The organism is Paenibacillus sp. EZ-K15 (assembly GCF_002573715.1).
Classification (GTDB): Bacteria; Bacillota; Bacilli; order Paenibacillales; family Paenibacillaceae; genus Paenibacillus_AQ.
In genome coordinates, this window is sequence record NZ_PDHM01000020.1 from 84,870 (window position 1) to 108,027 (window position 23,158).

The window sequence follows — 23,158 nt, forward strand, 5'->3', positions numbered from 1 at the left end:
TAAGTAGTGGTAACGTTTATAGGCTTTCCCGGCCAGCAGGATTTTCTGCACGAGGTGAACCGGTATATTTCTCTATCACCAGTAGTTGACTGGCTAATGTATAATCATCCTGATAAGCTTGCAAAGTTATCAATGTAACGGACTACTCAAGAATATCCAATACATTATATCACAAAACAATTCTGGAATACCAGCAAGCTTAAAGAAGTCATAATAACCGGGAGGTGATTCCTATGTTGAAGCGTCTATGGACCTATTTCTCCATTATATTCGGCGGTATCATCATTGCCGCTGGATTCAATCTGTTCCTGATTCCCCATCATCTGCTCAGCGGCGGCGTATCCGGCGTGGCCCTGATTATTGGCTATTTCACGCCGCTAAATATCAGCATCATGTATTTTGTGCTCAATATCCCGATTCTTATAACCGGTTGGTTCAAGCTCGGCAAAAGGTTTGTTGGTCTCAGCGTTATCTCGGTTATCGTTACTACCCTGTTCCTTGAGCTCATTCCGGTTACTCCGGTTGCAACCGATATGCTGCTCTCCTCCGTTTTCGGCGGCGTGCTTGTCGGATTCGGCACCGGCCTCTCCTTTCGGGTTGGCGGTTCCACCGGGGGTTTTGATATCATCGGCTCCCTCGTTACGAAATATCGAGACTTCCCCGTTGGAAGTGTACTCGTGACGCTGAACGCCATCGTCATTATGACGGTTGCCTATTTGGAGGACGACTGGAATCTGGCCCTCGCCTCGATGGCTTCCATCTATGTTGCCGGAAAAATGGTGGATATGCTCCACGTCAGTCATATCAAGGTTACCGTCTTTATTGTCACGAACCAGACGGAGGCCCTGCTGGAGAAGCTGCTCAAGCGCCCCCGCGGCATAACCAAGATCAAAACCGAGGGAGCCTTCAGCCATAAAGAAAAGGATATGCTTATGACCGTCACGACGCGATATGAGCTGGCTGAGCTAAAACAAATTATTACAGAAACAGACCCCCTGGCCTTTGTAAATATCGTGGAAACCACGGCTGTCATGGGTCAATTCCGCAAGAACTAAATATTTACCACCTGTGAGGGGTTGGTAAATATGTGGTATAATATTTGTGCGCGGTTCCTACAATATTCATGAGTTCTGTTTCCCGGGCATCGCTTTGGCCCAATTTTAATTGTTTTTCCGTTTTACAAAAGAACGTCCTGCCTAACCAATTTGGAAGGAAAGGGTGATTTTTATGGAAATGGAAACGGTAAAATTGTCACAAATCGTCATGAAGTGGTTCCCGGAAATGATACCGTTCTTTAGACAGAAGGAACTAAATTCCATGATCGTTCTAAGGGACGGGCTGAGTATTCTGGAGCAGGAGGACGCTCTTGAAATCATTCAGTTCAGCATTTGCGAGCATCAGAATCAAACGCCGCTTCATTAATTTTAATGCAACACGTGAATATCGCACAATAAGTGCCGTTATTCTCCGGTAAAATTCACCGGTGAGTAACGGCATTTTTTTATGGAGAAATGTAAATTCTATAAGCACGTCTTTCCCCACCATGCAGATAAAGCTGCAAGTAAACGCTATCCACCTTCTTATGTTCATTATTTCCGATGCTAGTCACTCCCCATGTTCACAAGTTGTTCACGGCCAGCGCCGAGAAATGTCGATATTTAGCGTTTAAAACGCCCTTGACCCGTTTAATGAACTAGGTACGCTCACCCCCGTTTCCAATTTATTGTCGATTGTAACAATCCTGTTCTTTTTGAAGGCATCCGTTCCTTTATAATCATGATGTGAATGTACACAAGGGAGAGAGTAATTATGAATATCATCTTGGCTTTATTCATCTTAGCGTCCGCGGGCTTCGGCGGTTCCAGTCCGCAAGATAACAGCCTTACCGCCAAACTTCAGGCTTCATTAAATACCGCTATGATTCAGGGTATGCACCAAAACAACAACCAAGGTCAGGGCCACAGCGGCATCAAATCAAACACAACAGAGATCGATCCGCAGATTGAAGCGCCTAAAGTCAAAGGCATTTATGTAACGGCTTATAGCGCAGGCGGCTCCAGAATGAATCAACTCGTGGATCTTATGGACAAGACCGATCTCAATGCCATGGTCATTGACATCAAGGACGATGAAGGATACATAACGTACAAAACCGAGAATCCGAAGCTGAAGGAACTCGGTAAATCTCAGCCTTTTATCAAAGACATCAAGCAATTGATGAAGCGGCTGGAGAAACACGATATTTATCCGATCGCCAGAATTGTCGTGTTCAAGGATACGATTCTTGCCAAGAAAAACCCGGAGCTTTCCTTCCGAAAAGGAGACGGCAGCGTCTGGACCAATGGCGGGGGCGACAGCTTCGTGAACCCGTACAGTAAAGAGGTTTGGGATTACAACATCGAAATCGCCAAGGAAGCTGCAAAACTTGGATTCAAGGAAATCCAGTTTGATTATGTCCGTTTTCCGGAGGGCTTCGAAAAACGCGCCGATTCCCTGAAATATACCAAGACGGATCAATCGCGCGTGGACGTGGTATCCGACTTTGTACAATATGCCCGGGAAGAACTAGCACCGCTCGGCATACGCGTATCCGTTGACATCTTCGGGTATGCTGCTTCGGTACCCGCGGCAGAAGGGATCGGCCAAGACTTCGTCAAAATTTCCAAGAACGTCGACATCATCAGTCCGATGGTATACCCTAGCCATTACACGGCAGGCTGGTTCGGCTCCCCTGTACCGGATAAAGCTCCTTACCAGACCATCAAAGGCTCCATGGAAGCTACCCACAAAAAGCTGGATGAGCTGGGAGATCAAAAACCGATCATTCGACCTTGGATTCAGGACTTTACCGCGAGTTGGCTCGGAAGCGGAAATTATGCAAAGTATGGCAAAAAGGAAATCGAGGAGCAGATTCGCGCCCTCAAAGATACAAACGTCGATGAGTATTTACTCTGGAATGCTTCCAACCGTTATACGGAAGGCGTCACTCATAAATAATTCAATTATCAGTCGCAAAGGGTCGGCCAACAACAGGGCCGGCCCTTTCTGCGTTCAAACCGTTCGGTGAACTCTCTTGACAGCAGATGCTATGATGATGGATAGGGCTGGTTTCACCCCTCAATCTTTGAAATTGACGCGCTTCAATTCAACCGCCGGTTGAGTTCTGGCTCGCCGCTCAATAAGCCAGTTATTGTTCCCATCCATAGCAGGACCCTACAATATGGGGGCAGCGTCATAAAAACTATAATAAGAAAGGCACAAACGCACATGCAACCGACCACAACAACACGGGGGAAGCTGATGCAATTCGCGATCATTCTGATCCCCATTCTGATTACGCAGCTAGCCTTATCGGCCATTACTTTTTTTGACACCAACATGTCCGGAAAATTCAGCTCGGCCGACTTGGCAGGCGTAGCCATCGCTACAAGCATCTGGATCCCGGTCCAAACCGGCCTTAGCGGAATTCTGATGGGAATAACCCCCATCGTTTCGCAGCTCGTTGGCGGACGACAGGAAAATAAAGTCGCTTACCAAGTGAACCAGGCGCTCTGGCTGTCCATCTTACTCGCCATCGTCGTACTTGCGATCGGGTATGCCGTTGTACCGGGCATTCTCGGAGCCATGAGCCTGGAGCCGGAAGTTCGGCGGATTGCTTCCCAGTTTCTCGCCGCCATATCGATCGGCATCATCCCGCTGTTCGCCTACACCGTGCTCCGCAGCTTTATCGATGCCCTTGGGCAAACTAAAATTTCCATGGTGATCACGCTGATTACCCTGCCGGTGAACGTAGGCTTGAACGCTCTCTTCATTTATGGATTCTGGGGCTTTCCAAGAATGGGAGGCGTAGGTGCCGGCATCGCTTCCGCGATTACATACTGGACCGTTCTCATCATCGCGATCGTGATCATCCATAAAAATCAGCCCTTCTCTTCATTCGGCATCTTCAGGCAGCTCCAAGGTGTTTCCTTGAGCGCGTGGAAAAGCCTGTTAAAAATCGGCGTACCGATCGGGTTCTCCATCTTCCTCGAGACCGCCGTCTTCGCAGCGGTGACGCTGCTTATGAGCAGCTTTGATACGGCGACCATTGCCGCACACCAAGCCGCCCTGAATTTCGCTACGACACTGTACATGCTTCCGTTAAGCATATGCATGAGTCTGACGATCCTTGTAGGCTTCGAGGCCGGCTCTGGACGCATGAAGGATGCCTGGAAGTACGCTAAACTCGGCATTAGCACAGCCGTTATCCTATCGCTGATCACGGCGGTCATCCTGTTTATGGCCGGCAGACAGGTCGCCGGATTATATTCTAACGAGCCTGCCGTCGTGGCGCTGATCCAGCAGTTCCTGCTGTTCGCGATTTTCTTCCAGATCTCGGACGCTATCGCCACGCCGACTCAAGGGGCGCTGCGAGGCTATAAAGACGTGAATGTCGCTTTCATGCTTGCTTTTCTGTCGTTCTGGGTGATTGGCCTGCCTGTAGGATATGTGCTCGCCAACTACACCGATTGGCAAGCCTTCGGCTACTGGATCGGGCTAATCACAGGCCTTGCCGTCGGCGCTGCCCTGATGCTTATGCGTCTGGTCAAAGTTCAACGCAAGTACACACGCCAGGTAGATGCTTCATCCCGATCCGTATCCTAAACGTCTATCGACGTACCTTCTTAGCAAAAAGACCGCCTCCATGCAGAATGCGTTCTGCAATGAGAGACGGTCTTTTTGCTTATCATCAAAAATTAGGCAGCGGCCAAATTTATTGGGACAATCGCAATGCCAAATCGTAAAGCTCACGGTTAAACTCTTTCTTCGTGTTAACGACCTTGTCAATATCCGTGAGGACCAGTTCGCCCTTGATGATGCCGCATCCTTTATCGGATTGGCCGTCAATCAGACTGCGAACCGCAAAATCGCCAAGACGGCTCGCCAGGTTGCGGTCAAACGGAGTCGGAGCTCCACCGCGCTGGATATGTCCAAGCACCGTTACCCGTGCATCGATTGAGGCATGGCACTCTTTAAGATCACATACGATGTCCTCGCCGCGTCCGACGCCTTCCGCCACAATGATAATACTGTGACGTTTGCCTTTTGCAAAATTCTCGCGCAAGCGGGCTGCCACTTCATCAAGGTTGTACTCTACTTCCGGCACCAGTATGGTCTCTGCGCCTGATGCAAGACCCGCATGGAGCGCAATGTCGCCGCAGTGGCGTCCCATAACCTCTACAACGGACGAGCGTGCATGAGAAGACATTGTGTCGCGCAGTTTATTAACGGCGTCTACAACGACGCTAACGGCTGTATCAAAGCCGATCGTATAATCGGTAAAGGAAATATCGTTATCAATCGTTCCGGGAAGGCCCATCGTTTTGATTCCGAGTTTACTGAGCTTGTTCGCCCCATGGTAAGAGCCGTCTCCTCCGATAACGACCAGTCCGTCGATGCCATGCTGATTCAGAATGTCGGCACCTTTCTGCTGCCCTTCCGCCGTCTTGAATTCTTCACAGCGGGCGGAACGAAGGATTGTGCCTCCGCGCTGGATGATATCCCCTACGCTGCGAAGATCCATTTTAATAATATCGTTCTCCAGAAGTCCTTGGTAACCGCGCTGAATCCCATATACTTCAAGCCCATAATACATACCGCTGCGTACAACGGCGCGAAGCGCTGCGTTCATCCCTTGGGAATCGCCACCACTTGTAAGAACTGCAATTTTTTTAACCTCTGCCATGTTTCGTTTCCTCCTTCAATGTCACTCATGCTTTATGCTTACGAATCCATCGGCTGTTGACGTAGAAAAAGATCCGGGTCATCGGACTCTTCTTCATCAAACGTTTGGATACGGAGCGAACCAGCTGCTGCTCGCTGACTTTTGGATCGGATAAATATAACGCCAGTAACCCCTCAATGATCATACGATGAAAAGGGGTCGAGGGAATTGTTCTGACATCCTTCCGGGCCCACTCAACTATGGAAGCTATACGGTTCAGCATCGTATCGGCATCTTCGTAATAATTACAAAAGTTCAGATCGCCACCCAGCCTGTCTTCGTCTTGATCAATAAGATAATCCAGCATAATGTGGAGACTGCATACATTCGGAAAATAAGACGCATGAATGGACGATGCATCCTCGTCATCCAGAAACGGATCGGTTGCAGCCAAGAATAGCATGAACACACCCAAGGTTGATCCCGTTGCAGCCGCAAACTCGTTCCACCGCAGATGCGGTGTCCGATGAGCATGCTGGGACCACCATTCAAGCAATGCCGCTTCTCTCTTATCCGGATGGATGTGCTTGTGTACCTGCAAATCGGTATACAGCCCAGCCAAATCCCTTATGTAGGGCTTTGCCGCTTCATATCCTGATAATTGACCGATGCAATCCCGGCATTTCTGCACAAGACGGAGAAGGTAACCTCCATCCTCCCTTTCGGTCCGGAGAGCGTAATAATCGGCCGGCTCAATCTCAGGCGTAACGGCATCCAGCATCGACTGATGGAGCTGTCTGAAATCCGCTGGATCCAGCGAAGTACTACGGTCACATAAATTATCGAGATAATCGCTAATTGTCTGGTAAGCTACAATCAATGGAATGAGAATATGCTTCTCCGGCAGATTGGCTGCGGCATACACCGCTCCGCCCTGGCAGTGAAATCTTTTGTTATCTATACTGGCCAGTGCCTGCTTTCGTAGCTCCTCATCCGGAATTTGCTCAGCCTCCCGGCGCCACTTCTCCAATTCGATCCGCACTTCCGGAAGTATGAATTTATACACCCGGCTCATCAGCCCGACCGGACTGCGCGGAACTTTACGGCTTAGCTCTTGATTATTCAATGAACTCTGCCTCCACATGGTTGTCTTTTTATACCTATCCAAATCAAACCTATTATAATATGATCGTTCATTTTGCACAAATAACACAAATCATTGACGGCGTATGGTAGTTGGACGCATCCTATAATCCATCTATCTCCATCCTGCGATATGTTATATACTAGTCGGAGCTGAATAACAGACCCATGAACCTCACAAATAGCGTTATATACGGGCTCATGAAAAGAACGGAGATCCCCAGCATGAAACTTCCCGCTACGCCCAGACCGGATCAGAATTGGCTGCGCGCCTTTATGTTTACGATTTTTGGCACGACAGCCCTCGTCATTTCCTATTTCCCGCTATATTTCAAAGAAATCGGCTTCAGCAGCGCGCAGATCGGTTATCTGTATGCCATCGGCCCGCTTATATCCATGTTCTCCAATATGATTTGGAGTTACACCAGCGACAAATACCGGACCATCAAACGTATCATGAACATTCTGATTATCGGACAGCTTGTCACGATGCTTGTGTTGTGGCAGGTTGCAAGCTTCGGCGTTGTATTGTTTACGATCAGTCTGTTTTATTTTTTCTACTATCCGGTCTATCCCCTGGCGGATACGATGGCCATCCAAACGGCACAGAGGTACGGACGCAGCTTTACCGTCATTCGCGTATTCGGCTCACTCGGCTATGCGTTCTTCGCGCTTGCCATTGGATATGCCATCGGTGCTGCAGGCGCATCGGCCACACTGGCGATCGGCATCGGAATCGGCGTGTTCACGCTGCTCTGCTCGTTTCTTCTCCGCGACGGAGTTGCTGTCAAGTCAGAGCCTGTTGAGCTGGGAGCCCTCCTCAAAATATTGCGTTCCAAAGAAATATTGTGGTTCTTCGGCTGCACGTTCTGCCTTGCCATCGCCCACCGTATGAATGAAGCCTTTCTTACGCTTACCTTATCCGAGCTCGGTGCGGGCGAAGGACTCATCGGCTGGTCCTTAATGGTCTCGGCTGGCAGCGAGATCCCGATTTTCTTCCTGCTGAGCAAGTATGGCGACAAGATGAAGGAGCTGCCGCTGCTAACCTTTGCAAGCCTAATGTTTGCGCTCCGTTTCCTGCTCATGGCACTGGCAGCTGACCCGTTGTCCGTTCTCGCGGTTCAGTCGCTTCACAGCATTACCTTCGGCGTGTTCTATGTAACCGCCGTGCGTTATATTACAAGGATCATTCCTTGGCAGTACCGCGCGACCGGCATGGCTCTATTCATTATCTTCTGGTCAAGCGTTTCAGGACTTCTCAGCGGAGCCTTCGGCGGTTTGCTGTTCGAAGCGGCAGGAAGACCGGCCTTCTACCAGCTTGCAGCCCTCCTGGCCTTTATCGCTGGTCTCGGGTTTCTTTACCGACACCTCTTTGCCAAGCCGGAGGATATGAATGTCGGCGGAATCAGCGCTTAGAGAATCCGCTTGGATTTCCCTCGCTAGCTCCAAAACAATAAAGGCAAGTACGGACCAAAAATCATCCGTACTTGCCTTTGTTGCTGATGCAATAGCTTGACCCATTAGAATACAAAAAAGCACAGTTCTCAAAACCGAGAACTGTGCTTCCTGCCTTGGTAATTCTATAAGATCTCCGTATTGGGAGCTAACTTACAGTTTTGTTACGTTGGCTGCTTGAGGACCACGGTTACCTTCAGTGATGTCGAACTCAACCGCTTGACCTTCTTCCAAACTCTTGAAGCCTTCTTCTTGAATTGCGGAGAAGTGTACGAATACATCCTCGCCACCTTCAACGGAAATGAAGCCGTAACCTTTTTCTGCGTTAAACCATTTAACTGTACCTTTCAAATGAACAACCTCCTAAAAATACCGCCATCTATGGCGAATATCCATATTATATCCCATGTTTTCTGACAATGCAATCCGTCAATTCGCCCTAAGGGGCTTTTTTTGAACCACTATTTAACAGAAGATTATTTGCTTTTACGCCCACGAGTGCGTTATCATTTACCCAAAAGCCTAAGTAGCAAACGGAGAATGCATATGATCAAAAAACATGAAATATACAAAAAAGACAAGTGGAACATGATGACGGTTGAAGTTCAGGGCCGGTACATCGTTCTACGCGAGATTTCTGACCAGTGGGGCGAAGAGACCCATACCTTTATGAGTCGGCCAGCCTTGATGCACTGGGCTCAAAACCGTTTCCCCAAAGCAGATTTTGAAGGCCGGGAAGATGAGTGGAGAGAAATGATGGCTGCTTTTAAGCAGGTGTAGAGCATGGATTATACAAATATTGTCATCTTCATTATTCTCGCGTTCAGTCTCGGTGCCGTCATGATCATGTACCGGGATAAGATACCGCCAAGACTGAGGAAGGGGATGGCCCTGATTGCCGTCGCCTTCATCTTGTTTGCCTTTTACCTTATTGTATACAGTTTCTTGAATCCAGGTTCCTCGTAAATTTATAGGATGAAATTGGCGGGTACGCGGCATACTATCGCTCGGATGCTTCAATTCGAGGAGGTATTATGCCATGGGAGGCGCCAAGGTGCTCAGCATGACAATTGCAATCTGCCTGATCGCTCTAACTACCCGCAACGAAGTCTTATCTGAAGGAACCCGGACTCCAACTAATACATATCATTCAAGGAGGATTTCCATGGAACAATTGTTAAAACGCGCTGATGTCCCTAAAGAGCATCAATGGAAGCTTGAAGATTTATTCGCTGACCAGAAGGCATGGGATGCGAGCTTTGCGGAGCTGAAGAATCTTCTGAAACGCACAGCCGATTATCAAGGCAAGTTAACCAACGCGGCTTCCATCAAGGAATGCTTCGAGCTTGAAGACGAAATCTCATATCATGCCGAACGTTTATATGTATATGCTCATATGCATCATGATGAGGATACGGCAAACCCTACATATCAGGCGCTATCTGCCAAAGCCAAAAAATTGAATGTCGAAGCCGGAGAAGCCCTCTCTTTCATCACGCCGGAAATTCTGTCCTTGTCCGAAGCGGAGCTTGACAAACTCATTGAAGACCCTTCCCTCAAGGAATTCAAATTTACGCTGTCCGAGATGAAACGGGAGAAAGCGCATGTTCTGTCCAAGACCGAAGAAGCGCTGCTGGCTCAAGTCGGCAACCTCTCCTCTGCGCCGCAGACCATTTTCGGCATGCTTAACAATGCGGATATGAAATTCCCGAAAATCAAAAACGAGGACGGCAAGGAAGTCGAGCTCACGCACGGCAACTATATTCAATTCTTGGAGAGCCCGAACCGCGAAGTTCGCGAGCGTGCTTTCAAAGCCGTATACGAAACCTATGGCAAGCAGAAAAACACGATTGCGGCTACGCTGAATGCCAATGTAAACAAAAATATGTTCTATTCCCGCGTACGCAAGTACCCTTCCGTTCTGGAAATGGCGCTCTATGGCGATAACATTCCGAAGGAAGTCTACACCAACCTGATCGACACCATTCACGAGAGCCTGCCGCTCCTCCACCGGTACATGGAGCTCCGCAAGAAGCTGCTGGGCGTGGATGAGCTTCACATGTACGATTTGTTCGCACCGCTCGTAGAAGAGTACAAGTGGGACATCACTTACGAAGAAGCAAAACAAATGACCAAGGAAGGCCTCACGCCGCTTGGTGAAGATTATCTCAGCAGCCTGCAAGCCGGATATGACAACGGCTGGATCGATGTATATGAGAATGAGAACAAACGGACCGGCGCATACAGCTGGGGCGCTTACGGCACCCATCCTTATGTGCTGCTGAATCATAAAGATAACCTGAACAGCATGTTTACCCTTGCTCATGAGATGGGTCATGCGCTTCACTCTTACTATTCCGACAACGCCCTGAAATACCGTGATGCGCAGTACACCATCTTCCTGGCTGAAGTGGCATCCACCACGAACGAAGCGTTGTTGATGGATTACTTGCTGAAAAACGCCAAGGATCCGAAGCAAAAAATGTACCTGCTCACTTACTATGCCGATCAATTCCGGACCACGGTATTCCGTCAAACGATGTTCGCCGAGTTCGAGAAGATTGTGCACGAACGCGCGGAGAGCGGCGAATCCCTGACTCCTCAAGACCTATCCGACATCTACTATGAGCTGAACGTGAAATATCACGGCAAAGGCATGCAGGTGGATAAGGAGATCGGCATGGAATGGGCACGGATTCCTCATTTCTACAACAGCTTCTATGTGTACAAATACGCGACTGGCTTCTCGGCTGCGACCAGCTTCTCCAAGCAGATCCTTGAAGAAGGCCAGCCTGCCGTTGACCGCTACCTCGGCTTCCTGAAGAGCGGCGGCAGCGATTACTCCATTAACATTCTCAAGAAGGCCGGCGTGGATATGTCCTCACCAGAGCCGATTCGTGAGGCGATGAGCGTGTTTGAAGACATCATCAGCCAAATGGAGCAATTGACGAAATAAACAGCCTCTATAGCAGGATGAGCGATTCTTAAATTGACCAGTGGAATAAAATCCCTTGCCCTTTACAGGCAAGGGATTTTATACTGTTTGGAGGAAGGAGGTGTTCCCCATGAAAATTCAATGGTCGCTAATCGCAGCCTTATTGTTTGCCCTGATTACGGCTGTATTCGCCGTCATCAACGTTAATCCGGTCGAAGTGAATCTGTTATTCGGCACAGTCAATGTACCGCTGATTCTGCTGATTATCGGGTGCTCACTGATCGGGGGACTGATTGTCGGCACGTTCGGCATTTACCGTCAATATCAAATGCAGAAGGAAATCCGTTCGTTAGCGGAGCAACTTATACATATCCGTGAAGTAACGGGATACACCCCTGAAGTACAAGCTGCCGAAGAGGAAAGCAAGAAAGAAGAGAAGGACGCCCCCGCCGCTGAATAGGGAGGGCTGTTCGTTTCAAACAAGGAGGCTTAACAATTCGTGTCGATACAACCGAATGAAACTTATGTGCTGGACCTGCTAAAAGAACTGCTCGATACACCGAGCCCTACCGGATATACCCAAGACATTATGAAGCGGATCGAACAGGAAGCCGCTTCGCTGAATGTCTCGCTGGAATGGAATGAAAAAGGCGGTGCCATCCTGTCCGTTCCTGGACAAGACGGCAGCCGTACAGTTGGACTGAGCGCCCATGTGGACACGCTTGGCGCGATGGTTCGTGCCGTGAAATCAGAGGGCACGCTCCGGCTTACCTCCGTTGGCGGATACATGATGAACAGCATTGAGAATGAATACTGCATCATCCACACGCGCAGCGGCAAGAAATATACAGGCACCATCCTGTCCACGCATCCTTCCGTTCACGTGTACAGCGATGCACGTGATTTCAAGCGCCAGGAAGCCCATATGGAGGTCCGGATCGACGAGCTGGTGGAGTCGGCCGATGATGTGAAGAAACTCGGCATTGGGGTTGGCGATTTTGTTTCCTTTGATGCTCGTCCGGTCATTACGCCAAGCGGGTACATCAAATCGCGCCATCTGGATGACAAAGCCAGCGTTGCCGCCCTCTTCGGCTTGCTCGAAAGCATGAAGCGGGATAACTGGAAACCTAAACACAATGTGAAGCTTCTCATCTCGAACTATGAAGAAGTGGGACATGGCGCAGCCTACATTCCTGCCGACATCAATGAAATGATTGCGGTTGATATGGGCTGCATCGGCGATGACCTGAGCTGCAAGGAAACCGATGTATCCATCTGCGCGAAGGATTCATCCGGTCCCTATGACTATGACATGACCAGCCGTTTGATCCAGCTGGCCGAGAGCGAAGGCATCGCTTATGCGGTGGATGTCTACCCTCATTACGGCTCTGACGCCTCTGCGGCGCTTTCCGCAGGCAGCAACATCAAGGCCGCGTTGATCGGTCCCGGCGTTCATGCATCCCATGCCATGGAAAGAACGCATAAACAAGCCGTTCTTAACACCGTTAAGCTGCTGGCAGCCTACGTAAGGTAAATCATTCATAAACAACGTCTATTTACGGACTTTCATAGAGGAGCGTCCACGTATAGAGAATGTTGTTCTTTACGAATATCACAAGGTTTCAGCGAAGCTGAAACCTCTAACAAAGGGGCGTCCAGCCAAGGCATTATGCCTGGGGACGCCCCTTTGTTAGTGATATGGATCGCTTAGAATCATCACGATTTCTTGCTCTGTTCAATCTTCTCCGCGAGCTCGTTCAAATAGGTCCAGCGTTCCATCAGATGCTCCAGCTCACGTTCCGTTTCCTCTTGAGCCTTCATCAACTCCTGAAGCCTGGCTGCATCGCTGCCGGCGGTCTCCATTTCCGATTGAATGGATGCCAGCTTGCTCTCTGCTGCTTCAATGAGACTGTCAATCTGCTCATACTCCCGCTGTTCTTTGTAACTGAATTTCAAGCGCTCTCGCGGTGTTTCTTTAGCTGAATCGCTATCCGTGCCATCATTGCTCCCCGAAGCAGACTTGGAACTGGATGCTTCCGCCTTATTCCCGGCAGCTGCACCACCATGGCGCTGCATCCATTCCGCATATTCGCTGTAGGAGCCGACATGGACACGGATCTCTCCGTTGCCCTCAAACGCCATAATCTTGTCTACCGTTCGATCCAGGAAAAAGCGATCATGGGATACCACGATACAGACGCCCGGGAACTCATCCAAATACTGCTCCAAGACGGACAATGTCTGGATGTCCAAATCATTCGTCGGTTCATCCAGCAGCAGCACATTCGGAGCGCTCATCAGCACCCGCAACAGATACAACCGTCGCTTCTCGCCTCCGGACAGCTTCGCAATCGGCGTCCACTGCAGCGCGGGCGGGAACAGGAATCGCTCCAGCATCTGGGCCGCGGTAATCGCCGAGCCGTCCGCCGTGCGGATAACCTCTGCTTCATCCTTGATATACTCAATCACGCGCTGACTGCCATCCATCTCCTGATGCTCCTGCGTGAAATAACCGAGCTTGACCGTCGGTCCCAGCACGACTTCCCCGCCATCTGGCTGAATCCGCCCGGCAATCAGATTGAGCAGCGTGGATTTGCCGCTGCCGTTGGGGCCTACGATGCCAATTCGATCTTCGGGAACCGCGATGTAGGAAAAGTCCTGAATTAACGTTTTGTCGTCGATCTTCTTCCGGAGTCCTTCGATCTCCAGAATTTTGCGTCCCAAGCGGGTGGAAGCGACCGATACGTCAAGTTCACCAGAGCTGTGCACCATCTCCTGATCCTTGAGTTTCTCGAAGCGCTCAATTCTCGCCTTCTGCTTGGTCGTACGGGCCTTGGCACCTCTACGAATCCAGGCAAGCTCGCTCCGCAGCAAATTCTGACGCTTTTGCTCGGAAGCAGCCTCGCGCTCCTCGCGTTCTGCCTTCAGCTCCAGAAAACGGCTGTAATTCGCCTCATATCGGAACAACCGTCCGTGATCCAGCTCCAGCATGACATTCGCCACCCGGTCCAGAAAATACCGGTCATGCGTAATCATGAGCAGCGCACCGCGGCGCTTCTGCAAATACTGCTCCAGCCAGGCGACGGATTCATTATCAATATGGTTTGTCGGCTCGTCCAAAATGAGCAAATCGGAAGGCTGAATCAAAGCGGCGGCTAATGCCACTCGCTTACGCTGGCCACCCGACAGCGTACCCATCTTCGCTTCATAATTCCGAATCCCCAGCTTGGACAGGATGGTCTTCGCATCGCTTTCAAGCTGCCACGCCTGCAGCGTATCCAGCGTCTGATTGAGCTTCAGCAGTTTCTGCTGCAGCTCCTCATGACTCGGATGCAGCTCCAGCAGCTCCATCGTTTCGGTGTAATCCCGCACCGCCTTCATCTCCGGAAGATCGCCCTCAAACACCTGCTGCAGGACGGTTTTGTCCGGATCAAACTCCGGGTTCTGTGCCAGGTAACGCACCCGGATGCGATTTCCCATCGATATTTTACCGGAGTCGGGCGGCTCGAGCCCTGCGATGACGCGCATAAACGTGGATTTCCCCGTGCCGTTAACGCCGATAATGCCGACTTTATCCTGATCCTCCATTCCGAAGGACGCATCTTGAAACAGAATTTTATCCCCATAGCTTTTTGTTACCTGTTCGACGGTCAAAATATTCATTGTTATGATCCCTACTTACATCTATAGATTTCGTTGAGCGTTGTTTCATCGGTAAGATGGATACATTATAACGCTATCAGCACTGCAATCCCATAAGCTGCCGCGCCGCCGAGAAGTGAACTGACCAGATTAACTGCATCATTGGACATCCAAGCATATCCGCGCATGCGCACCGTATCTTGGCCGCAGTGTTGAGATACTTCCACTGATTTGCCGCACGCACGGCAGCGATACATCACTTGTAAAGTCGCTCCGAGGTACGAATCGGCAAAAGCTCCAACCAATCCGCCCGCAAGGGCTGCCAGGACATACGGCCATATCTCTGCATCCATGCCGCTCCATCCAGCAAGTAACCATCCGCCTGCCCCAATCAGTATGCTCCCTACCGCTGCAGCCGTGGAGCCGACCCAGGAGACGCCGCCGGATTCGCCGGCGGTCAGCACCTTGCCGTTCAGCACGGAACGCGGAGGCTTCCGGCTAAGGCTGCCTAACTCCGTGGCCCAGGTATCCGCCGTTACGGTAGCCATAACACCTATAAACAGGAATACCCACTGATCGGACGGGAACCATGCGTTTAACAGACACAGCACCATACCGATGCCGCCATTAGCGAATACCTGGCCCGCATCCCGCCGGCCTGTCTTGGCATAGGATTTCTCCAGGTCGGCCTTCCGCTGTTTCCCGTACCGGGAGAGCAGTGTGGACGTTATGAAAAAAAGAAGCAGGGTTCCGAACCAAAACACGTTCCCTGCTCCGTAATATATGGTACCCATCAGAATAGCGGCTGCGGCTCCGGATTCCGATAGCGATCGTTTCCTGTATGCGGCTCCTGCCACGATAAGGGCACCTGCCGCTCCGATCAGCCAATCCATCTGTGATCCCTCCCATGATAAAGCATATCAGATTACCCGATTTCGCAGCGGCCCAGACGGACATCTCCCCAGAACAACTCGAATACGTCACCGGATTCCGTCGGTCCTACGCCAGCCGGTGTACCCGTGAAGATTAAATCACCTTGACCAAGGCCATAATGTTCGCCGATGTAATCGATGATGCGCTGAAGGGAGAAGATCATATCCTTCACATTCCCGCGCTGTACCTCTTCGCCGTTCTTCCTTACGATAAAATCAATATCCGTCAGCTTCGCGGTTCCGGGAAACGCTATGGATGGCGTAAGCGGTGCAGAAGATTTAAACGCTTTTGCCGCTGTCCAAGGATGTCCCTTCTCCTTAATGACCGACTGTACGTCACGCAGCGTGAAGTCGATGCCAAGAGCCATCGTTTTTACAAGCTCGTCAACACTTTTGCCTGGCGCATAATCCTCCGCAAGCTGTATAACAAGCTCACCTTCAAAATGAAGACTGCCGCGGTCCATCGGCAGTTTCAACACGCTGCCGTCCAGCGGAACGACGGCATGCGAGGGTTTAAGAAAAATCATCGGCTCTTCCGGTACGGCATTGCCGAGCTCCGCCGCATGCAATTGATAATTACGACCTACACAGTAAACGTTGTTCACTAGGGCACACATACATTAAAACCTCCATTTTCTTCGCCAGAATGGAACTTTGGGTGCAATTTTATGGATAAAAATCTGCCCCCATGTATCGGGGCGGTTCGTACAGATCATGATGGCAGGATTCATTCTGGCCAGCGATCTCATGCTCTTCGCATCATCCACCGTCCAGGCCATCGGCGTAATACCATTCTTCACCAAATCCGACGCAAAGGCCGCATCCAGATGGGAGTAGCCGATGGATAAAAAGGAACATTTCATTTGCTTCAGGCGTGCTACCAAATTGCGAGGATGCGCATCAATAATAAGTCCGGTTCTCACATCAGGTTCCAATTCCTTCGCTTTCATCAAGGCTTTCGGCTCAAAGGAAGTGAGCACTACATCCGGAAGCATCCGGTGGGCATGAATCCGTTCCAGAACGGCCTTCTCAAGGCCGGGATACATATCTCCGCTCGTTTTAAGTTCGATATTAAGTTTCAATCGGCCTTTGACAAGCTGCAGGACTTCATCGAGCGATGGAACCTGCTCTCCCCTGAATTGGCGTCCCTTCCATTCTCCGGCGTCCATCCTCCGGATTTGCTGCCAGGTCAGATCCTTCACCTTGCCCTTCCCGGTCGTCGTACGATCCACGCTGAAGTCATGTATCACTACAGGGACCCCGTCCTGAGTCAATTGCACATCAATTTCCATCCAATGCACGAAGGGCTCATCCATCGCCATCTGGATGGCTGCGCGCGTATTCTCAGGTGCTTTACCGGAAAATCCCCGGTGAGCCACACATAAATTGTTCATGGTGGGACCTCCTTGCTGTAACGTTTAACGAATTATTCCACAGCCTTGCCTGCAATTACTTCACCATCAAGCGCTATTTTGACGCCGCCAACGGATCGCTTCTCCACCTCTTTCAGCAAGGCTTCAGCTTCTTTGCCTTCAAGCGGGATGACCTGTCCGATCTCCGTACGATAAGGCGTCAGCTTCAAGTCACAGTCTCCTTGCTTGCTGCATGACGCCTGGAATACGGCTGTTTTCCACGTATCTTCATTCGAAGATTTAGTAAATATAAAATTGCCGGTACTATAGGCAATCCACTTGCCTTTGTACTGCTCCAATCCCTGCAGCACATGGGGGTGTCCGCCGATAATCAGGTCAGCCCCACCGTCTATGAACGCGCGTGACAGATTAATCTGGTGAACATTCGGCGTCTTATGGAGCTCCTCGCCCCAATGGGCAATCACGACCACCAGATCGGCCTTGGAACGCGCCGTCTGGATCGCTTCAACCGCCTTGGGCAGCACATGATCATACGCCCCAGCCACCCCCGGCCTGTTCTCCAGCGCGTACCAGGTCGTTTCCGGTAGCACACGGCTGAATCCAAGCAATGCAACCTTCATGCCCTGAAGCTCGAAATACTGGGCCGCGAAGGCTTCCTCCTCATTCCGTCCTGCTCCCACATAACGGATATCCTGGTCCTTCAAATGCTTCAAGGTATCCAAAAGTCCTTCTTGGCCTTGATCCAGGATGTGATTGTTAGCCAGATTAACGGCCTCAACTCCCGCATCTCGGAGAGCCGGCAATACTTCTGGTGAGGACTTGAATACGAATTTTTTATTGGCGGCGCCAACGCCTCCGGTCGTAACCGGCGTTTCCAGATTAAGCACGGTTAGATCGTCCTCCAAGAATGCGGTGCCCAGATGCTTGTAGGGATAATCATATCCGTGCTTCTTCAGCTCAGCCTCCACCTTGCCTGAGAACAAAGTATCCCCTGCAAAATGCATAACCACCCGCTTTGCCATCGTGGAATCGGAAGGATCATCTGTTGCGCTGCCTTCTGGCTCGGTTATATCGGAACCTGGGGGTTCGCCAGTCTCCGTCGTCTTCGGAGGCTTCGAATCCGCCCCCTCCCCGTCAGCTTGTTGTCCGGAGCCCGGGCTATCCGCCTGATCCCCTTCCATGCCAAAGTCCGGCATACCAGGCGGATAAGCCGTTTGCTGAACAGGATCTTCCTTAAATTTAAAATGATAGACAAGCAAAGCAGCGATCATAAAAATCAAACATAAGTTAAGTATGATCCAAACCCGTCCGGTTCGCTGCTTACGGGCCTTCTTCTCGGCCTTGCTTTTCTCTGATCGTGACAGATGCATAGGTCACTCCTTTATTCACTTATGAGCTCGCGTTATAAGTCGCTTCCCCCCATTATACCAGCTTCCTTATAAAGAATAGAACCCCCCGTCACCGGGGAGTTCCATATCTAAGCATTCTATTCGAATTTCCGGTAATGACGGATTTACAGACCTATCAAGGTGATCACGGAATCGCTGAGCGCTTCCATGTAAAGCGGGTCACTGTTCAAGGAGTCGATGCGCTCAAGCCGCATATCCATTTCCTTGGCAATGCTTTTGGCTTCAATATCCAGGTCGTACAGGACCTCAAGATGATCCGAGACGAAACCGACCGGCGCAACCAGCACATCCTCGACCTGCTCTTCTTTATTCAGCGTTTGCAGCGTATCCAGAATGTCAGGACCGAGCCAAGGCTCCGCCGTCCGGCCAGCACTTTGCCATGTGAACTGCCACTTCTTGACGCCGGCCTGTTCGGCTACGGCTTTGGATGTCTCAAGCAACTGCTCCTGATAGGGATCTCCGATGGACAAAATGCGTTCCGGGAGGCTGTGAGCACTGAACAGCACTCTCACGCTGTCGCGGGCAGCCCCTGCTTCCTCGAACTGGTTCAGCTTGGCGGACACCCGGTCTGCAAAGGCTTCGATCAGCTTCGGATGCATGTGATAGCTCTCCACAAACGAGATCTCAAGTCCCAACTCATCCGCTTTGGCTTGAGCGCGCTTCACGTAGGATCCGATGCTCATCGTGGAGTAATGAGGAGCCAGCACAATGCCGACGGCTTCCATAATGCCGTCCCGCACCATTTGCTCAACACCATCTTCAATGTACGGAGCTGCGTGCTTCAGTCCCTGATAGCATACAAACTCAAGATCGATTGCGCGAGGATCCGCATTTAATGTATCCTGCAGCGTGCGTACCTGTCGGTCCGTATTCTCCCGGAGTGGAAAGACACCCCCAACAATCGCCTCATAGCGGTCAGTAAGCTCCTTGAGCTGCTCCTCCGACGGCTTATTCCCGCGGCGGATGTGGGTATAATAACTCTCGATTCCTTCCATGTTCTCCGGAGTACCGTAGGACATAACCAACACGCCAATCTTGTTCTTCATACCATCTCACCTCTGACTAATAAAATATTCAACATTTAAGAGCGTTGTGCACCTGCCTGCAGTGCCTGAGCGGAGTATTCGTGAATATACGATGTCAACTCACGCAGTTTCTCTAACGAAGCCTCCGGGAATAAACCGTGCCCTAGATTAAACACAAAGCCGGGCTCCTGAATCCCCTGATCGATAATCTCCTTCGCATACTGCTGGATGACCGGCATCGGTCCGGTCAGAACGGTCGGGTCCAGATTGCCCTGAACAGCATACTTATGCTCTAAGCGGCGGCGTCCTTCTGCAATGGACACACGCCAGTCGAGACCGATGACATCCGTGCTGAGATCCGTAAGCGTAGGCAGCAGCTCACCTGAGCTCACGCCTGGAAAATAAATTTTCGGAACACTCAGGTCCTGAAGCTCCGCAAAAATACGCTTAATGGTTGGTAGGACAAACGTTTGGAAATCCTGTGGAGACAATGCCCCCACCCAGCTATCAAACAATTGAAACGCTTTCCCGCCGTTAGCGACGTGGGCACGCAAATAAGCGATCACCATATCCCCAAGTTTGTCCATCAGCGAGAACCATACCTTCGGCTCACTGTACATGAGCTCTTTCGTACGAAGATAATTTTTGGATGGTCTGCCTTCGATCAGATAGCTGGCAATCGTGAACGGAGCGCCGGCAAACGTGATAAGCGGCACTTCCAGCTCCTTATCCAGGATACGGATCGTCTCCAGGACATGTCCAAGATCCCCCTCGACATCAATCGGGCGTAGTTTCTCTACATCCGCCGCAGATCGGATCGGATTATCAATCACCGGGCCGATATTTTTCACAATATCGAAGTCTACGCCGATTGAGGCAACGGGATTCATAATATCGGAATATAAAATAGCCGCATCTACACCAAGCTTCCGTACGGGCATCAAGGTTACCTCTGCCGCCAGCTCCGGTTGACTGCATATTTCCAGTAAGGAGTACTTTTCTTTGATCTTTCGATACTCCGGGTCGTAGCGTCCCGCTTGACGCATGTACCATACAGGAACGCGATTCACTTCCTGCTTACGGCAAGCGCGAATGAATTGATCGTTATAGGTCATGATTAGGCCCCCATCAATGTGTATAAAGTTTCCTAAATTTCATTATGCCCTTTTTAAAAGTAAGTAACAACCGTCTTACATGGACATCCTATGAAAATCACATGACAATCTTATGACATTGTTAGCTTTTGGCACTTTTTAAATATGTTATACTGAAAGAATGGCATTTTTAGGGTACTCCCACAATTCGCCCGGTCATTCCGGGCTCGACAGCTTAGAAAGGAAGTGAAGGGCACATTGACCAATTGGAAAATCAATCTCATTGTGCTTTGGTTCGGACAGTTTTTGGTCAACTCCGGGATGACCATGATCACCCCGTTCCTGACATTATATCTGGCGCAAGACCTGAATGTTGTTGGAGACCGGGAAATAGGACTATGGGCAGGATTGATATTCGCCGCCAACTTCCTGACATCATTCATTTTTCAACCGATCTGGGGAAAAGTCGCCGATAAATACGGACGCAAAATCATGCTGCTGCGCTCCGGCTTCGGCATGGCGCTGGTCATTGCCTGCATGGGCTTTGCTACCCATCCATGGCATCTGCTGGTTCTGCGTTTGCTGAACGGTACCATATCGGGATTTAACCCTGCGGCGATATCACTCGTATCGGGCACGACGCCCAAGAATCGAATGGGATTTGCGATGGGCATCATGCAATCTGGACAAGTTGCAGGCACCATTCTCGGCCCGTTGATCGGCGGACTCATGGCCAGCTGGGTCGGATTCCGTCCAATTTTCTATATCACCGGCGGACTGATCTTCGCCGCTTCGATGCTTGCCTTGTTCCTGGTTAAAGAAAACTTCAACCGCGAGCAGGCAGCCAAGGCGCCGCAGCCTTCGGTTATTGCCGGGCTTAAAGAGCTGAGCCACATTCCGCAGCTGCCGGCGTTATTCGCCGTCACGTTCCTGCTGCAATTCGCCATGATTAGTCCCATGGCACTGCTCCCGCTGTACGTTCAGAAGCTGCATGGAACCGCGGTGGATATTGCGATATGGGCCGGGTTTGTTGTAGCCGTAACGGGGCTGTCAAACATGATCGCCTCCCCGATTCTCGGTAAGCTCAGCGACAAGGTCGGTGCGCACCGCATCTTGACCTACGCCTTGATCGGTACGGGACTTACGCTGATCCCGCAAGCCTTCGTTCAATCGGTGTGGCAATTGATTATTGTACGGTTCATGATGGGCGTCTTTATGGGCGGGCTGCTGCCGAGTGTCAACGCGCTGATTCGCTCTTACACGCCGGACGGCATGGAAAGCCGCTCCTTTGGTTTCAACACAAGCTCGCTTGCGCTTGGCAACATGCTGGGCGCGGTGATCGGCGGATTCTTATCCGGTTTCATCGGAATCGAAGGATTGTTTATTACTTCCGGCTGCTTGTTGATCATCAATATGATGTGGGTGAGACGAAAGCTGTTCTCGCAAAAGCCCTCGCCCAAATATCGTTGATCCCCCGGGGTCTGTCATCTAGATGGGGCTAGTCTCCCAAACCAAACAACAAAGGGCTGTCCCGTGGTCTACATCGACCCGAGGACAGCCCTTTACTATATTCATGTACCCGTCAAATCACCTACATCGGATTATACCTGGTGGCAAGCAACAAAATGATCCGATGCACTCCTTCCAATGGTTATCTTATCGTCCAGCACATCTCGCTATTGATTGTTTCATCCTTTAACGCGTGCAAGGATCAGCCCGTCATAAGCGGGCAGCAGCGTGCTGACCAGCCTCTTGTCCGTCGCTATGATTTCATTAAACCGGCGTACCGCTTGAACCGAAGGACCGTTCTTCTCCGAGTTAAGTGTTCTGCCGCGCAAAAAGCAGTTATCCCCGGCTATAAGCGCACCCGGATTCGCAAGCTCCAGGGCATATTCCAAGTATAGGGGATAGTTCTCCTTATCCGCATCAATAAAGAAAAAATCGAATGTCCGCCCTTCCTGCTTCAAAGCTTCCAGACTATCCGCCGCCGGACCGATGCGGTACTCCACCTGATCCTTGAATCCGGCCTTCTCCAGATGTCTGCCTGCAAGTTGCGCGTATTCTTCCTTCAGCTCGAGTGAGGTGAGTTTGCCGTACGCAGAAAGCCCTCGGCACAGACAGATGCCGCTATAGCCGCCAAGGGCGCCGATTTCGAGAATATTCCTAGCGCCGGCTGTCTGTACCAGCATGGTCAGCAGTCGGCCATATGCCGGTGCCACCGAAACCTCCGGCATCCCATGCTCGCGGATGGCCTCTATGACGAACTGAAGCTCTTCATCTTCAGGGTATAATTGGTTAACATAATCATCAGGGGTCGTAAGCAATGAAGCCGCCTCCTTTGTCTTAATAAGATGCGTTGTTTCCCGTTAAACCTAACGAGAACTATCATATGATAATTGTCTTAGTCAATGCAATCGCCTATACTATATAGATTGAACCGGCGGCG

The 23,158-nt window shown here is 50.6% G+C and carries 22 protein-coding genes; 11 read left to right on the forward strand and 11 right to left on the reverse strand.

What is annotated here, in order from left to right; genetic code table 11:
* Window positions 1-233: 233 nt before the first annotated feature.
* The 4 genes from CRG97_RS23395 (at window position 234) to CRG97_RS23410 (ending at window position 4,644) form a co-directional block, all read left to right on the forward strand.
* Window positions 234-1,055, forward strand: a complete 822-nt coding sequence (locus tag CRG97_RS23395) for a YitT family protein (RefSeq protein ID WP_098748014.1) — start codon at window positions 234-236, stop codon at window positions 1,053-1,055.
* Between the two features lie 172 nt (window positions 1,056-1,227).
* Entirely contained in the window at window positions 1,228-1,422 is a 195-nt protein-coding gene (locus CRG97_RS23400) for a hypothetical protein (protein WP_076325730.1), read from the forward strand.
* A gap of 387 nt (window positions 1,423-1,809) precedes the next feature.
* The gene (locus tag CRG97_RS23405) at window positions 1,810-2,997 is read left to right on the forward strand and encodes a putative glycoside hydrolase (RefSeq protein ID WP_076325729.1); all 1,188 of its coding nucleotides are present in this window, start codon (window positions 1,810-1,812) and stop codon (window positions 2,995-2,997) included.
* Between the two features lie 270 nt (window positions 2,998-3,267).
* Complete coding sequence (locus CRG97_RS23410) at window positions 3,268-4,644, forward strand: MATE family efflux transporter (protein ID WP_098748016.1); 1,377 nt, start codon at window positions 3,268-3,270, stop codon at window positions 4,642-4,644.
* Window positions 4,645-4,753: 109 nt separating this feature from the next.
* On the opposite strand, the gene pfkA is transcribed toward CRG97_RS23410, so the two are convergent.
* Both pfkA and CRG97_RS23420 read right to left on the reverse strand, forming a co-directional pair.
* A complete protein-coding gene (gene pfkA, locus CRG97_RS23415; RefSeq protein ID WP_098748019.1) occupies window positions 4,754-5,725 on the reverse strand; it encodes a 6-phosphofructokinase in 972 nt (323 codons plus the stop codon).
* Between the two features lie 25 nt (window positions 5,726-5,750).
* On the reverse strand, window positions 5,751-6,830 hold the full coding sequence (locus tag CRG97_RS23420; protein WP_098748021.1) for a tetraprenyl-beta-curcumene synthase family protein: 1,080 nt from the start codon (window positions 6,828-6,830) through the stop codon (window positions 5,751-5,753).
* A gap of 242 nt (window positions 6,831-7,072) precedes the next feature.
* Here CRG97_RS23420 and CRG97_RS23425 point away from each other — a divergent pair, with 242 nt between their 5' ends.
* Window positions 7,073-8,263 carry an MFS transporter gene (locus tag CRG97_RS23425; RefSeq protein WP_098748024.1) on the forward strand — a complete coding sequence of 397 codons (1,191 nt, stop codon included), beginning with the start codon at window positions 7,073-7,075 and terminating at the stop codon, window positions 8,261-8,263.
* Window positions 8,264-8,455: 192 nt separating this feature from the next.
* Here CRG97_RS23425 and CRG97_RS23430 read toward each other — a convergent pair whose 3' ends face one another.
* Window positions 8,456-8,653: a cold shock domain-containing protein gene (locus tag CRG97_RS23430; protein ID WP_006211711.1), complete on the reverse strand. Its 198-nt coding sequence runs from the start codon at window positions 8,651-8,653 to the stop codon at window positions 8,456-8,458.
* Between the two features lie 195 nt (window positions 8,654-8,848).
* Between CRG97_RS23430 and CRG97_RS23435 the strand changes: the two genes are divergently transcribed.
* From CRG97_RS23435 to CRG97_RS23455, 5 genes are all read left to right on the forward strand, one after another.
* Window positions 8,849-9,082, forward strand: a complete 234-nt coding sequence (locus CRG97_RS23435) for a hypothetical protein (RefSeq protein WP_076325724.1) — start codon at window positions 8,849-8,851, stop codon at window positions 9,080-9,082.
* A 3-nt stretch (window positions 9,083-9,085) separates the two neighbouring features.
* Window positions 9,086-9,268: a hypothetical protein gene (locus CRG97_RS23440; RefSeq protein ID WP_076325723.1), complete on the forward strand. Its 183-nt coding sequence runs from the start codon at window positions 9,086-9,088 to the stop codon at window positions 9,266-9,268.
* Between the two features lie 199 nt (window positions 9,269-9,467).
* Entirely contained in the window at window positions 9,468-11,258 is a 1,791-nt protein-coding gene (pepF, locus tag CRG97_RS23445) for an oligoendopeptidase F (protein WP_076325722.1), read from the forward strand.
* Between the two features lie 109 nt (window positions 11,259-11,367).
* Window positions 11,368-11,697 (forward strand): LapA family protein, encoded by a 330-nt coding sequence (locus CRG97_RS23450; RefSeq protein ID WP_076325721.1) that lies wholly within the window; start codon window positions 11,368-11,370, stop codon window positions 11,695-11,697.
* A gap of 39 nt (window positions 11,698-11,736) precedes the next feature.
* On the forward strand, window positions 11,737-12,771 hold the full coding sequence (locus CRG97_RS23455) for a M42 family metallopeptidase (protein ID WP_076325720.1): 1,035 nt from the start codon (window positions 11,737-11,739) through the stop codon (window positions 12,769-12,771).
* A 182-nt stretch (window positions 12,772-12,953) separates the two neighbouring features.
* On the opposite strand, the gene taeA is transcribed toward CRG97_RS23455, so the two are convergent.
* The 7 genes from taeA to hemE all read right to left on the reverse strand — a co-directional run bounded on the left by taeA (window position 12,954) and on the right by hemE (window position 20,733).
* Window positions 12,954-14,900, reverse strand: coding sequence for an ABC-F type ribosomal protection protein TaeA (taeA, locus tag CRG97_RS23460; RefSeq protein ID WP_098748027.1), 1,947 nt, complete (start codon window positions 14,898-14,900; stop codon window positions 12,954-12,956).
* Between the two features lie 65 nt (window positions 14,901-14,965).
* Entirely contained in the window at window positions 14,966-15,772 is an 807-nt protein-coding gene (locus CRG97_RS23465; RefSeq protein ID WP_098748030.1) for a DUF92 domain-containing protein, read from the reverse strand.
* Between the two features lie 32 nt (window positions 15,773-15,804).
* Window positions 15,805-16,428, reverse strand: coding sequence for a fumarylacetoacetate hydrolase family protein (locus CRG97_RS23470; RefSeq protein ID WP_098748033.1), 624 nt, complete (start codon window positions 16,426-16,428; stop codon window positions 15,805-15,807).
* Between the two features lie 3 nt (window positions 16,429-16,431).
* Entirely contained in the window at window positions 16,432-17,205 is a 774-nt protein-coding gene (locus CRG97_RS23475; protein WP_098748036.1) for a glycerophosphodiester phosphodiesterase, read from the reverse strand.
* Window positions 17,206-17,237: 32 nt separating this feature from the next.
* Window positions 17,238-18,554 carry a CapA family protein gene (locus tag CRG97_RS23480; RefSeq protein WP_098748038.1) on the reverse strand — a complete coding sequence of 439 codons (1,317 nt, stop codon included), beginning with the start codon at window positions 18,552-18,554 and terminating at the stop codon, window positions 17,238-17,240.
* Between the two features lie 143 nt (window positions 18,555-18,697).
* On the reverse strand, window positions 18,698-19,639 hold the full coding sequence (gene hemH / locus CRG97_RS23485; RefSeq protein WP_098748041.1) for a ferrochelatase: 942 nt from the start codon (window positions 19,637-19,639) through the stop codon (window positions 18,698-18,700).
* A 35-nt stretch (window positions 19,640-19,674) separates the two neighbouring features.
* Window positions 19,675-20,733: a uroporphyrinogen decarboxylase gene (hemE, locus tag CRG97_RS23490; RefSeq protein WP_098748043.1), complete on the reverse strand. Its 1,059-nt coding sequence runs from the start codon at window positions 20,731-20,733 to the stop codon at window positions 19,675-19,677.
* A gap of 237 nt (window positions 20,734-20,970) precedes the next feature.
* Between hemE and CRG97_RS23495 the strand changes: the two genes are divergently transcribed.
* On the forward strand, window positions 20,971-22,182 hold the full coding sequence (locus tag CRG97_RS23495) for an MFS transporter (RefSeq protein ID WP_098748046.1): 1,212 nt from the start codon (window positions 20,971-20,973) through the stop codon (window positions 22,180-22,182).
* Between the two features lie 218 nt (window positions 22,183-22,400).
* On the opposite strand, the gene CRG97_RS23500 is transcribed toward CRG97_RS23495, so the two are convergent.
* The gene (locus tag CRG97_RS23500) at window positions 22,401-23,036 is read right to left on the reverse strand and encodes an O-methyltransferase (protein ID WP_098748049.1); all 636 of its coding nucleotides are present in this window, start codon (window positions 23,034-23,036) and stop codon (window positions 22,401-22,403) included.
* Between the last annotated feature and the right edge of the window lie 122 nt (window positions 23,037-23,158).